Below are 12,237 nucleotides of genomic sequence, written 5' to 3' on the forward strand. Positions count from 1 at the left end.
GACGAGGCTACCGCCCGCTCAGGCGGGCGGGCGGGGGGTGGCCAGCCGCCGGACCGGGTCGTAGTCCATGAGCACCTCGCGGTCGCGGTCCCACTCCCGGGTCCAGCCGAGCTCGGTGAAGACGTGGTCGAGCAGGTTGCCGGTGAAGCCCCACACCCACCCGCCCGAGGTGCGGAAGCCCGCGCTGCGGTGGTCGCGGATCCGCACGGTGGCACGTTCGGCCGGGTCGAGGAGGGCGTCGACTGGGACCCGGATGGTGTGCAAGACCTCGCCGGGGTCCACCTCGGCGCAGAGGTCGGCGCGCGTCGTCCAGCCCAGCACCGGGGTGACGACGAAACCGCTGACCGGGACCATCACGGGTGGCAGCTGCCCGAGGACCTCCACGTACTCCGGGGGCAGGCCGATCTCCTCGTGGGTCTCCCGCAGCGCCGCGCCGGCCTCGTCGGCGTCGTCGTCGTCCACCCGGCCGCCCGGCAGCGCGATCTGCCCGGGATGGTCCCGCAGGTGCGGCGAGCGCTGCACCAGGAACAGGTCCGCGCCGCCCGGGCCCTGCCCGTCGGGCGGCGCGAGCAGGATCATGACGGCGGAGCGCCGGTACCCGGGGGCCACCGCGGGGTCGTAGGTGTGCACGCCGAGCAGCGGCCGGAACGTCCCGGCCGCGGCCCGCACCCCGAGCTCGACCAGCGCGTCCCGGGCGCGCGCGGTCACGCTGGCACCACCCGCCGGGGCTGCCCCGGCGGCCGACGGCGACGGATCGTCTGCGGCGCCCGCCGCAGGTCCGGCGGCGGAGGGGTCAAGGACATCCACGCGGCCAGAGTAGGCGGACGGCGGTCGGGCCGCCGAGTCCCACGTGCCACCCTCCGCCGACGGCGATGTCGGTGGCGGCTGGCAGACTCGGCGAGAAAGGAGGTGCCGATGACCAGCTGGCTGCAAGGACCGCTCCTCGGGTTCGACACCGAGACCACCGGCGTCGACGTCGCCACCGACAGGGTTGTCAGCGCGGCGCTCGTGCGGCGCGACGGCGCGGGCTCGACGACGCGCACGTGGCTCCTCGACCCGGGGGTGGACATCCCCGCCGGCGCGACGGCGATCAACGGCATCACCACCGAGCACGCCCGCACCCACGGGGCGGCGCCGTCCACCGCGCTGGAGGAGATCGCCGCGGAGATTGCGGCGGCGCAGGCGGCCGGGGTGCCGCTGGTCGCCTACAACGCCGCGTACGACCTCGCGCTCCTCGAGCACGAGCTCGCCCGGCACGCGCTGCCCGGCCTGGCCGAGCGCCTGTCCGGCGGCCTGCTGGTCCTCGACCCGCTGGTTCTCGACCGGCACGTCGACGGCTCGCGCCGCGGCCCGCGCAAGCTCGTCGACCTGTGCGAGGTGTATCTCGTACCGACCGGCGAGCTGCACACCGCCGAGGTCGACGTCGTCGCGACCTTGGACCTGCTCGCCCAGATGGCCGGCCGCCACCCGCAGCTCGTCGCGGCCACGCCCAACCAGCTGCACGCCACGCAGGTGGCCGCGCACGAGGAGTGGGCACGGTCGTACAACCGGTGGCGCGCCCGGCGGGGCCTGTCGTGGCCGGGCGCCGACCGCGGCTGGCCCCTGCCCGAGGAGCCGTCGCGCGGGGCGCTGCTGGTCCGCCGTCTGGTCTGGGCCGCCCACTGGGTGGCCGGCGTGCCGCACCGTCTGGTGCGGCGCCGCCGTCAGCGGCGCGAGGAGTAGTTCGGCGCCTCGATCGTCATCTGGATGTCGTGCGGGTGGGACTCCTTCAGGCCCGCCGAGGTGATGCGCACGAACTTGCCGCGCTGCTGCAGCTCGGGGATGGTCCGCGCACCGACGTAGAACATCGACTGGTGCAGGCCGCCCACGAGCTGGTAGGCGACGTTGGACAGCGGGCCGCGGTAGGGCACCTGGCCCTCGATGCCCTCGGGGACGATCTTGTCGTCGGTGTCGACGTCGGCCTGGAAGTACCGGTCCTTGGAGTACGAGACCCGGCCGCGGGAGGCCATGGCGCCCAGCGAGCCCATGCCGCGGTAGTGCTTGTACTGCTTGCCGTTGACGAAGACCAGCTCGCCGGGGGACTCCTCGCAGCCGGCGAGCAGGGAACCCAGCATGACGGTGTCCGCCCCGGCGACCAGCGCCTTGGCGATGTCGCCGGAGTACTGCAGTCCGCCGTCGGCGATGACCGGGACACCGGCCGGCTTGCAGGCCTGGGCGGCGAGGTGGACGGCGGTGACCTGCGGGACGCCTACGCCGGCGACCACGCGGGTGGTGCAGATCGAGCCCGGGCCCACGCCGACCTTGACGGCGTCCACACCGGCGTCCACGAGGGCCTGCGCCCCTTCGCGGGTGGCGACGTTGCCGCCGATGATCTGCACGTGCGCGAAGGCCTTGTCCTTCTTCATCTTCGCGATCATGTCGAGCAGGAGCTTCGCCTCGCCGTTGGCGGTGTCGGCCACGAGGACGTCGGCGCCGGCCTCGGCGAGCGCGGCGGCCCGCTCCCAGGCGTCGCCCCAGTAACCGATGGCGGCGCCCACCATGAGGCGCCCCTCGGCGTCCTTGGTGGCGTCGGGGTACTGCTCGGACTTGACGAAGTCCTTGACGGTGATGAGGCCGCGCAGCTTGCCCGCGTCGTCCACCAGCGGCAGCTTCTCGATCTTGTGCTGGGCGAGCAGGGCGGCGGCGTCCGGCGAGCTGATCCCCACCGGGGCGGTGATCAGCGGCATCGGGGTCATCGAGTCGCGCACGGTGCGGGTGTCGAACTCCGCGGGCGGGATGAACCGCAGGTCGCGGTTGGTGATGATGCCGAGCAGCACGCCGTCGGCGTCCACGACCGGCAGGCCGGAGACGCGGTAGCGCCCGCACAGGGCGTCGAGCTCGGCGAGCGAGGCCTCCGGGCCCACGGTCACGGGGTCGGTGACCATGCCGGACTCCGAGCGCTTGACCACGGTGACCTGCTGCGCCTGCTCCGCGATGGAGAGGTTGCGGTGCAGGATGCCGATGCCGCCCTGGCGGGCCATGGCGATCGCCATCCGCGCCTCGGTGACGGTGTCCATCGCGGCCGAGACCAGCGGCACCCGCAGGCTGATCTCCTTCGTCAGCCGCGAGGCGGTGCTCACCTCGGAGGGGATGACGTCGGTGGCGCCAGGCAGGAGCAGCACGTCGTCATAGGTCAGGCCGACCAGGGCAAACGGGTCATTGATGTGCGTCTCGGTCACACGGTGATAGTACGTGCGCCGGAGGCCCCGGAGCATAAGGGGTGACGCGTTCCACGCCCGCCCGCCCTCACTCGTCCACGAGGCGGGGCCTCACTCCTCCATGAGGCCGGCGATCTCCTCCACGGCGGCCAGCGCGCTGCGCACCCGGTGCACCCGGGGCAGCCACAGGTCCGGGGCGTCGCCGCCGAGCAGGAACACCTCGACGTCTCCGCGGGCCGAGACCGCGCGGACCAGCTCGTCGGTGCCGGGCGGGTTCCCGACGACGGCGAGCACGCGCGCCGCACGCTCGGCGATCGTCCGCAGCCCCTGCTCCGGCCCGCCCAGGCTCTCGGCGCGCAGGACGCGCGCGCGGACCCCGCGCTCGGCAAGACCGCCGCCGATGACGTGGGCGCGCAGCCGGCGGTCCTGCGCCGCGCAGAGCAGCGCGGTGCGGCTGGCCGAGGCGGTGGGGCCGTCGCCGGGGCGCAGCAGGTGCACGCCGCTCTCGCGGGCCCGTTCAGCTGCCGTCGCGACCTCGCGGACTGCGGTGAGGACGGCGGTGGCGATGACGCCCTCGGGGTCCACGCCGGGGCGGTCGGAACGCTCCCGCTGGGACAGCATCGCCAGCGCTGGCTTGGCGAGGCTGGTCCAGGCCTTGACGATGCCGGCGTCGCGGACCTCCTGGTCGAGCATCCGGTGCACGCGCGGCGCGTCCGGCTCGAGCGCGGCGGCGGCGAGGGAGAGCGGGTCGACGAGCAACCGCTCGTGGTGTGCGGGCTCCTCGGCCGCGGACTCCTGCAGCCGCCTGGGCCACGGGTGGGCCTCGAGGGGGACCGCGGGGTCCGAGCTGAGGGCGGCGCGGGCGGCGTCGGAGGGGGCGACCCCCTGCAGGGTGAGATGACGCATCCGCTCGAGCCGGGCGACGTCGGCGGGGGTGTAGCGCCGATGGCTGCCGGCCTCGTGCGAGGACGGTCCCAGCCCGTAGCGCCGGTCCCACGTGCGCAGGGTCGAGGCGGCGACCCCGAGCCTGGCCGCGACGGCGGCCACGGTCAGCGGAGCACCGCCCTCGCCGTCCGGCGAGGGCCGCCTCCGGGACCCGTCGCGGCCCGATGGCCCGGGAGGACGGCCGGATCCACGCGCGGACGCAGCCATGCCCGTCACCGCACTCCCTTCGTTGCCATGGATCGATCTTGACGCGATTTCGCCCATCTCGCCACCGCGCCGCTCCGACGACGGACGGAAAGTGACCGAATGACCAACTTTCGCGAGGGTCTTGAACAAGTTGTGCATCGGTTGCTAGTTTCTCTGACAGGGGGAACTCCCCCGGGGGGAGTTCCCACCGCAGGCAGACCTACGGAAGGACGATGAAGATGGCAGAGCTCTCGAGGCTTCCGGGCCCGGTGATGGATCTGTGGGAATGGCAGTACCAGGGGAAGTGCCGCGAGGCGGACCCCAACCTCTTCTTCCACCCCGAAGGTGAGCGGGGTGGCACACGCCGTCGCAGGGACGAGGCGGCGAAGGCGATCTGCGCCACGTGCCCGGTGATCGAGCAGTGCCGCTCGCACGCGTTGCGGGTGCGTGAGCCGTACGGCGTCTGGGGCGGCCTGAGCGAGGACGACCGTCAGGCGATCCTCGCCCGCCCGGCACGTCGCGCGTCCTGACGGCGCTGCCTGCGGACGACGGAGCTGCGCGGCCACGGTGGACGCCACGCAGCCCCGGACCTCACGAGGAGGTCCGGGGCTGCGTGGTGCCGGCTAGGCGGCGGTCACTTCTCGACGACGGCGAGGATGTCGCGCGCGGAGAGGATCAGGTACTCCTCACCCGCGTACTTCACCTCCGTGCCGCCGTACTTGCTGTAGATGACGACGTCGCCGACGGCGACGTCGAGCGGAACCCGGTTGCCGTTGTCGTCGATGCGACCCGGGCCGACCGCCAGGACGGTGCCCTCCTGGGGCTTCTCCTTGGCGGTGTCCGGGATGACCAGACCGGAAGCCGTGGTCTGCTCGGCCTCGAGGGTCTGAACGACGATACGGTCCTCGAGCGGCTTGATGGAGACCGACACTGCGGACCTCCCCTTCGCGTGTGTGATGGGACAGTACATAGGGTTTCGCGCACCCTCCGCTCCGCACCCGCCGTCGCGGGGGTCGGGCGCCGAGCATCCGGTACGCCGCCGCGACCCCGAAGGGCCGCGCCTGGCCCTCAATCTAGGACCGGAATTAGCACTCGGTCAAGGTGAGTGCCAATGCGTGGCCGGGGCAGCGCGCCCACCGCCGCCGCGCACGCACCACAGCGGCGCTGTCAGACCGCGCCGGAGATCCGCGGGACAGCGGCGACAAGCTGGGCCGTGTACGGGTGCGCCGGCTGGTCGAGCACCTGCCGGGTGGCCCCGGTCTCGGTCAGCCGGCCGTCCTTGAGCACCGCCGTCCGCTCGCACACCGCGGCGATGACGCTCATGTCGTGCGAGACCATCACGATCGTCAGGCCGTGCTCGCGCTTGAGCCGGTCGAGGAGGGCGATGACGCCCAGCCGGGTGCTGACGTCGAGCGCGCTCACCGGCTCGTCGGCGAGCAGGACACGGGGCCCGGTCACGAGCGCACGGGCGATGGCGATGCGCTGGCGCTGGCCGCCGGAGAACTCGTGCGGGAACCGGGAGGCGACGTCGGGCTCGAGGTCCACCGCCGCAAGGGCGCGCGCGACCGCGTCACGCGCCTCCCCCGCACGCTTCACACGCAGCGAGACCAGGGGCTCCGCGACGATCCGGTCCACCCGCTGGCGTGGATCGAGGGAGGAGTACGGATCCTGAAAGACCACCTGCACCTGGCGCCGGAAGCTGCGCATCCGCCGGCGGTCCGCCGAGTCGAGGCGCTCCCCCTCGAACAGCACACGTCCCGCGGTGGGCCGTGCCAGGCCGAGCAGGAGGGACAGTGCCGTGGACTTTCCCGAGCCGGACTCGCCCACGATGCCCAGGCTTACGCCGTCGTCGACGGCGAGGGTCACCTCGCTCAGCGCGTTCTCGGAGGCGCCGCGGTAACGGAAGTCCACCGCGTCCAGGGCCAGGACCGCGCTCATCGCTCCGGGCTCCCGTCGCCGCCCAGTGGTCCGCCCACGGGGCCGGTGACGGCGCTCGGGCTCCACGTGCCCGCGAGCGCGGCATCCAGCAGCCTGGCCCCCTCGACCAGACGCTGGGTGTACGGGTGCTGCGGCGCCGCGATCGTGCCGGCCACACTGCCCTCCTCGACCTTCCGCCCCGAGCGCAGCACCACCACCCGCTCGGCGACCTCGGCGACGACGCCCATGTCGTGGGTGATGAAGACCAGCGCCATGTCGCGCTCGCGCACCTCGCGCTGCAGCAGCTCGAGGATCCCCGCCTGCACCGTGACGTCCAGCGCGGTGGTGGGCTCGTCGGCGATGAGCACCTTGGGGTCGCAGGCCAGGGCCATGGCGATGGCCACGCGCTGGCGCTGCCCGCCGGAGACCTCGTGCGGGAACGCCTGCTCCGCCCGCTCGGGCAGCGCCACCTCCCGCATCAGCCCGCGCACGCCGTCGCGCAGCTCCGTCCCGCGCAGCCCACGGTGGCGCCGCAGCGGCTCGGCGATCTGCCGGCCGATCCGCATGAGCGGGTCCAGCGCGGTGCGCGGCTCCTGGAACACCAGGCTCACCCCGGCGCCGCGCACACGATTGAGCACCGCCTCCGGAGCTCCGACCACCTCGCGGCCCGCCACCGACACCGAGCCGCTGGCCTGCAGGCCGGGCGCCAGCAGACCCGCGACCGCGAGCGCCGTCAGCGACTTGCCCGAGCCAGACTCGCCGATGATGGCCAGCCGCTCCCCCGCCGCGACGGTGAACGAGAGGTCGTCGACCAGGCGCCGGGCAGGCTCGCCGGCCCGGCGGGCGCCAGCGGCACCGCGGGCGCCAGTGGCGCCCCGGGCCCCGGCGGCGCCTCGGGCCTCCCCCGCGAGGACGGTGAGCCCGGCCACGCTCAGCACGGGTGCCGCGGTCATCGGGCCCTCCGCCGGGTGGGGTCGAACCGGTCGCGCAGCCCGTCCGCCAGGAAGTTGGCCCCGAGCACGATCGCGACGACGACCACGCCCGGTGCGATGGCCCCCCACGGCGCGGTGAGCACCGTCCCCTGCGCCTGCTGCAGGAGCCGGCCGAGCGAGGCGTTCGGGGGCGGCACGCCCAGGCCCAGGTAGGACAGGCTGGCCTCGGCGAGGACGGCCACGCCGAAGAGCACGGCGACGTTGACCACCAGGCTGGGCCAGATGTTGGGCAGCACGTGGCGCCCGACGATGCCGAGCGTCCCCGTGCCGGACGTCCTCGCGGCCAGCACATACTGCTTGGCGAGCACCCGTTTGGTGAGGATCCGCGCGAACCGGGCGGCGATCGCCGAGGCACCGATGCCGATGGCGATAATCACGCTCCAGGTGCTCGACCCCTGGGCCGCCACGAGGAGCATCGCGAGCAGCAGCGTGGGGAAGGCGATGAGGATGTCGAGGGCGGAGGAGACGGCGTCGTCCAGCCACGGCGGCGCGAAGGCCGCGACGATCCCCAGGGTCACCCCGACCAGCACCGCCACTGCCGTCGCGCCCACGCCCACGGTCAGGGCGATGCGGGTGCCGACCATCGTCTGGCTCAGCAGGTCCCGGCCGAGGGTGTCGGTGCCCAGCCAGTGCGCGCTGCTGGGCTGCTCGAGCCGCCCCCCGGACGTGTCCGCCAGGTCGTAGGGCAGCCAGAACACGGAGAGGACGGCGACGGCGGCCACCAGGCCCAGCAGCACCGTGCCGAGCACGAGGGTCACCGACCGGTGCCGACGGCGCGGGCGAGGTGCGGGGGGCGCCTCGGGACCCAGCTCGTCCAGCGTGGTCCCGCCGTCGGACTCGCTCATGCGGCCCTCCCGGTCGTGGTGCTCCGCAGCCGCGGGTCGACGAGCCGCTGGGCGATGTCGGCGACGAAGCCGATCACGAGCACCAGCAGCGTGGTGACGAGGAGGACGCCCTGGATGCTGGGGTAGTCGTGCTGGGCGATGGCGCGGGTGAGCATGCTGCCCAGGCCGGGGAGGGCGAAGACGCTCTCGATGACGACGGCGCCGAGCAGCGTGGACGCCAGCTCCACGCCGAGGATCGAGATGACCGGGACGGCCGCGTTGCGCACCCCGTGCCGCCGGAACGCGCCGGGCAGGCTGCTGCCCAGCGCCCGTGCGGTGCGCAGGTAGTCGCTGCCCAGCACCTCGAGGGTGGCCGAGCGCACGTAGCGCGACAGGGACGCCGTCATGACGATGACGATCGTGAGGATGGGCAGCGCCAGGTAGCGCAGCGTCTCGGCCGGGTCCTCCCAGCCGCCGCGCGGGTAGCCGCCGGAGGGGAACCAGCCCAGGTACAGCGCGAAGATCCAGATCAGGATCATGCCCACCCAGAACGCGGGCACCGCGATGCCGAGCTGGGCGAAGCCGGAGAGCACGATCCCGTACCAGCGGTCGGCCCGGTAGGCGGCGACGAAACCGATCAGGCAGGCCGCCACCACCGCCAGCACGAAGGCGATGAGGGTCAGCGGCACGGTCACCGAGAGCCGGGACACGACGTCGGGCAGCACGGCCTGGCCGCTGATGAACGAGGTGCCCAGGTCCCCGGCGAGGAGCTGGCCCGCCCACGTCTGGAGCTGGGCGAGCATCGGGTCCCCGGCGCTGACCTGCTCGCGGGCAGCCTCGATCTGCTCCTGGGTGGCGTTGACGGAGATGAGTGCGTTGGCGGGGTCGCCCGGCAGCAGCCGCAGCAGCGCGAAGATCACGAGCATGGCGACGACGAGCGAGAGCAGCAGGAACGCCGCCCGTCGCGCGAGGTACCGAGCCATGGCGGGTGCTCCTGTTGCTGAAGGTCGGGGGCTTGGCGGGGCCGATTGCTTCCGGCGGCGGGCGTGGGACGGGGCGGGACGGACCGCCGTCCGCCCCGCCCCATTGTGTCCCGGGATCAGCCCTTGACGATGTCGTAGGCGAAGAACTGCGAGTTCAGCCCGTTGACCGGGTAGCCGCTCACGTCGGACGACGCGACGACGATCTGCGGGTAGAGGTACAGCCACGCGCTCGCGGCGTCCTTGGCGATCTGCTCGTTGACCTGCTTGAGCTTCGCCGTCTGCTCCTCCGGGGTCGCGGCGGCCTCGGCCTCGGCGACCCACGTGGTCACGTCCGGGTTGTCGTAGCCCCAGTAGAAGTCGGGGTTGCCGTACCAGACCACGTCACGGTCGTTGACGTGCTCCTGCAGGGTCGCCTCGAAGTCGCGCTCCTGGAACACCTTCGTGTACCACTCGTCCGCGCTGATCGGGTTGATCTCGACCGTGATCCCGACCTTGGCGAGCTCGCTCTGCACGAACTCGGCGACCACCGGGTGCGGGTCGTAGGTGGGGGTGTCCAGCGTGAAGGTGAACCCGTCGGGGAGCCCGGCCTCGGTCAGGAGGGACTTGGCCAGCGCGGGGTCGTACGGGTTCTCCTGGGTGAGGTCCTCGATGTACCAGGGGTCGGTCGGGGGCACCATGGAGCCGATGAGGGTGCCGTAGTCGCCCCAGATCGAGCTGAGCAGCTTCTCGCGGTCGATGGCCGAGTAGACGGCCTTGCGGACCTCGACCTTGTCGAACGGCGCGACACGGTCGTTGAACGCGAGCAGCTCCTTGGTGGTCGACGTCCCCTCCGAGATCGTGAAGTCCGGGTTGGACTCGAACTGAGCCAGTGCGTCCGGGCTCTGGATGGACGTGACCAGATCCACCTCGTTCGTCAGCAGCGCGTTGCTCAGGGCGCTGGCGTCGGTGAAGTACTGGAACACCACCTCACCGTTCGCGGCCGGCTCACCCCAGTAGTCGTCCGCGCGGGTCAGCGTCAGCGAGCTGCCGCGCGTCCACTCGCCCACGGTGTACGGCCCGGTGCCGTCCGCGGTGGTCTTGAGGTCGGTCGCCTCGGAGTCGACCACCCAGATGTAGGACAGGTTGTACGGGAAGGAGATCGACGGCGTGGAGAGCGTGAACACCACCGTCTGGTCGTCCGGGGTCTCGATCCCCACGATCGGCTCGAACGAGGACTTGCGGGCCGACTGCGAGGTCTCGGCGGTGACGCGCTCGACGCTGGCCTTGACGTCTTCGGAGGTGAGCTCGGCGCCCGACTGGAACGTCACGCCGTCGCGCAGCGTGACGGTGTAGGTGAGGCCGTCGTCGCTGACCGAGTAGTCCTCGGCGAGCAGGTTCTCGACCGACCCGTCGTCGGCGAGACGGAACAACCCCTCGTACACGTTGCCGTTCAGCGCCTCGGTGACGCCTTGCCCGCCGCCGTCGACGTTGCTGAGGTTCTGGGGCTCGTAGAGCGAGCCGATGTGGATGGTCGCGTCCGCGGCCTCCTCCGGCGTCGCCTCGTCGTCGCCTCCGCCGCCGGAGCCGCAGGCGGCCATCAGCGAGAGGGCGGCGACGGCGGCACCCGCGAGGGCGATACGACTTCTTATCATCAAGCTCATGTCTCCTTGTGCTGCGCCTGTGGCGCATTGTGCTGCGCCTGTGGCGCATTGTGGTGCGCCTGCGGCGCGGTCCGGGCATGTGGCGCGTCCCGGGCATGTGGCGCGTCAGCGTCAGAGCCCGGCGCCGGTCGGCGACTCACAGCGCCGACAGCGCCGCCTCGCACCTGCCACCGGCAACGTAACGCCGGGCGTGCGGCGGTGCTTCCCCGGGGCGGATTGCGTCCGTCACGTGAGACAGCACCCGCCCGGCGGCACGGCGCGCGACGACGTCGGCCGCGCTCGGACCATGCCGGCCGGTGGCAGGATCGAGCGGTGGACGCCGCCTCCCTCACCCAGCTGCTCAGCCCGCAGGGGCGGGCGCTGCTCGCCGAGCTCCCGCCCTACGTGGCGGAGGAGTCGCTGCGCGTGTCCACCCGGTTGCGTGAGCGTGGCGTGGACGCGGGGCTGGTCGCGGCGGCGCTGACGCAGTCCCGCCTGCGCGAGCGGGCCCGAGCGAAGTTCGGCGAGCGTGCCGGGCGGATGTTCTTCACCGTCGCGGGGCTGGAGCAGGCGACCCGGCAGGTGGTCGCCGCCCACCACGCCCGCCGCTACGCCGGCGCGGGCAGCCGGCTCGTGGCCGACCTGGGCTGCGGGCTGGGCGGGGACGCGATCGCGCTGTCCGGGCTCGGCGTCGCCGTCCTCGCAGTCGAGGCGGACCCGGTGACGGCCGACCTGGCCGAGGCCAACCTGCGCGAGTTCCCCACCGCGTCGGTGCGCCACGGCGACGCGCTCGCGCTCGACCTCGCCGCCGAGGGCGTCGACGCCGTCTTCGCGGACCCGGCACGGCGGGCGGGCGGGCGACGCATCTTCGACCCCACCGCCTACTCCCCGCCGCTCGACGTCGTCCTGGCGCTCCGGGCCCGGGTCCCGGCGCTCGGTGTGAAGGTGGCGCCGGGCGTGCCTTACAGCGCCCTGCCGCCGGACGCCCGCGCCCAGTGGGTCAGCGTGGACGGCGACGTGGTCGAGGCCGGGCTCTGGTTCGGCCCCCTCGCGGCCGAGGGTCCGGGCCGCTCGGCGCTGGTCCTCGCCGGCGGCGCCGCGCACGTGCTGACCGAGGCCGACGGCGCGGGCGCGGCCGGGCGGCCGGACGCACCGGCCCGGGCCGGCGAGGTGCGGCCGGTGGGCGCATTCCTGTACGAGCCGGACGGCGCGGTCATCCGCGCGGGCCTGGTGGCCCGGGCGGCGGAGCTGCTGGGCGCCGGGCTGCTCAGCGAGGACATCGCCTACCTGACCGGCGACACCCTGGTGGCGACGCCGTTCGCCACGGCCTACCGGGTGCTCGACCACTTCCCGTTCGGGCTCAAGCCCCTGCGGGCATACCTGCGTGCCCGCGACGTCGGCGTCGTCACCATCAAGAAGCGGGGCACCGCCGTCGAGCCCGAGCAGCTGCGCCGTCAGCTCGGGCTGCGGGGCACGCGCGCCGCGACGATCGTGCTCACGCGGATCGCCGGCCGGCAGAGCGTGCTCGTCGTCGAGCCTGCGTGACGGCGGAGCGCGGCGGGCTGCCGGCGCGC

General features: G+C 73.4%; 12 protein-coding genes. 3 read left to right on the plus strand and 9 right to left on the minus strand.

The genetic code is table 11. The features are described 5' to 3' along the window. Window positions 1–18: 18 nt before the first annotated feature. Entirely contained in the window at window positions 19–807 is a 789-nt protein-coding gene (locus FE374_RS15435; protein WP_139930067.1) for an NUDIX hydrolase, read from the minus strand. Window positions 808–915: 108 nt separating this feature from the next. Between FE374_RS15435 and FE374_RS15440 the strand changes: the two genes are divergently transcribed. After that, on the plus strand, window positions 916–1,722 hold the full coding sequence (locus FE374_RS15440; RefSeq protein WP_139930068.1) for an exonuclease domain-containing protein: 807 nt from the start codon (window positions 916–918) through the stop codon (window positions 1,720–1,722). On the opposite strand, the gene guaB is transcribed toward FE374_RS15440, so the two are convergent. Further along, the gene (gene guaB / locus FE374_RS15445) at window positions 1,704–3,218 is read right to left on the minus strand and encodes an IMP dehydrogenase (RefSeq protein ID WP_230978342.1); all 1,515 of its coding nucleotides are present in this window, start codon (window positions 3,216–3,218) and stop codon (window positions 1,704–1,706) included. The two genes, FE374_RS15440 and guaB, sit on opposite strands and share 19 nt — an antisense overlap. A 90-nt stretch (window positions 3,219–3,308) precedes the next feature. Continuing rightward, complete coding sequence (locus FE374_RS15450; protein ID WP_168205720.1) at window positions 3,309–4,244, minus strand: MerR family transcriptional regulator; 936 nt, start codon at window positions 4,242–4,244, stop codon at window positions 3,309–3,311. Window positions 4,245–4,567: 323 nt separating this feature from the next. Here FE374_RS15450 and FE374_RS15455 point away from each other — a divergent pair, with 323 nt between their 5' ends. Next, window positions 4,568–4,858, plus strand: coding sequence for a WhiB family transcriptional regulator (locus tag FE374_RS15455; protein WP_139930071.1), 291 nt, complete (start codon window positions 4,568–4,570; stop codon window positions 4,856–4,858). 104 nt (window positions 4,859–4,962) lie between these two features. Here FE374_RS15455 and groES read toward each other — a convergent pair whose 3' ends face one another. From groES to FE374_RS15485, 6 genes are all read right to left on the minus strand, one after another. Further along, window positions 4,963–5,298, minus strand: coding sequence for a co-chaperone GroES (gene groES, locus FE374_RS15460; protein WP_139930072.1), 336 nt, complete (start codon window positions 5,296–5,298; stop codon window positions 4,963–4,965). Window positions 5,299–5,495: 197 nt separating this feature from the next. Continuing rightward, entirely contained in the window at window positions 5,496–6,266 is a 771-nt protein-coding gene (locus FE374_RS15465; protein WP_139930073.1) for an ABC transporter ATP-binding protein, read from the minus strand. Further along, complete coding sequence (locus FE374_RS15470) at window positions 6,263–7,198, minus strand: ATP-binding cassette domain-containing protein (RefSeq protein ID WP_139930074.1); 936 nt, start codon at window positions 7,196–7,198, stop codon at window positions 6,263–6,265. The genes FE374_RS15465 and FE374_RS15470 overlap by 4 nt, the downstream gene beginning before the upstream one ends. Further along, window positions 7,195–8,082, minus strand: a complete 888-nt coding sequence (locus FE374_RS15475; protein WP_139930075.1) for an ABC transporter permease — start codon at window positions 8,080–8,082, stop codon at window positions 7,195–7,197. Before FE374_RS15475 ends, FE374_RS15470 begins: the two co-directional genes overlap by 4 nt. Further along, window positions 8,079–9,044, minus strand: coding sequence for an ABC transporter permease (locus tag FE374_RS15480; protein ID WP_139930076.1), 966 nt, complete (start codon window positions 9,042–9,044; stop codon window positions 8,079–8,081). Before FE374_RS15480 ends, FE374_RS15475 begins: the two co-directional genes overlap by 4 nt. Before the next feature lie 116 nt (window positions 9,045–9,160). Beyond that, entirely contained in the window at window positions 9,161–10,675 is a 1,515-nt protein-coding gene (locus FE374_RS15485) for an ABC transporter substrate-binding protein (protein WP_230978343.1), read from the minus strand. 321 nt (window positions 10,676–10,996) lie between these two features. On the opposite strand from FE374_RS15485, the gene FE374_RS15490 reads away from it, so the two are divergent. Then, entirely contained in the window at window positions 10,997–12,208 is a 1,212-nt protein-coding gene (locus FE374_RS15490; protein ID WP_139930078.1) for a class I SAM-dependent methyltransferase, read from the plus strand. The last annotated feature ends 29 nt before the right edge of the window (window positions 12,209–12,237 follow it).

The sequence above is a fragment of the Georgenia yuyongxinii genome (assembly GCF_006352065.1).
GTDB classification, from domain to species: Bacteria; Actinomycetota; Actinomycetes; order Actinomycetales; family Actinomycetaceae; genus Georgenia; species Georgenia yuyongxinii.

Excerpts from the sequence above, each read along its gene's own strand:
- FE374_RS15440 (WP_139930068.1), top strand. The coding sequence starts at position 916 with ATGACCAGCTGGCTGCAAGGACCGCTCCTCGGGTTCGACACCGAGACC.
- FE374_RS15455 (WP_139930071.1), top strand. The coding sequence starts at position 4,568 with ATGGCAGAGCTCTCGAGGCTTCCGGGCCCGGTGATGGATCTGTGGGAA.
- groES (WP_139930072.1), bottom strand. The coding sequence starts at position 5,298 with ATGTACTGTCCCATCACACACGCGAAGGGGAGGTCCGCAGTGTCGGTC.
- FE374_RS15465 (WP_139930073.1), bottom strand. The coding sequence starts at position 6,266 with ATGAGCGCGGTCCTGGCCCTGGACGCGGTGGACTTCCGTTACCGCGGC.
- FE374_RS15470 (WP_139930074.1), bottom strand. The coding sequence starts at position 7,198 with ATGACCGCGGCACCCGTGCTGAGCGTGGCCGGGCTCACCGTCCTCGCG.
- FE374_RS15475 (WP_139930075.1), bottom strand. The coding sequence starts at position 8,082 with ATGAGCGAGTCCGACGGCGGGACCACGCTGGACGAGCTGGGTCCCGAG.
- FE374_RS15480 (WP_139930076.1), bottom strand. The coding sequence starts at position 9,044 with ATGGCTCGGTACCTCGCGCGACGGGCGGCGTTCCTGCTGCTCTCGCTC.
- FE374_RS15485 (WP_230978343.1), bottom strand. The coding sequence starts at position 10,675 with ATGATAAGAAGTCGTATCGCCCTCGCGGGTGCCGCCGTCGCCGCCCTC.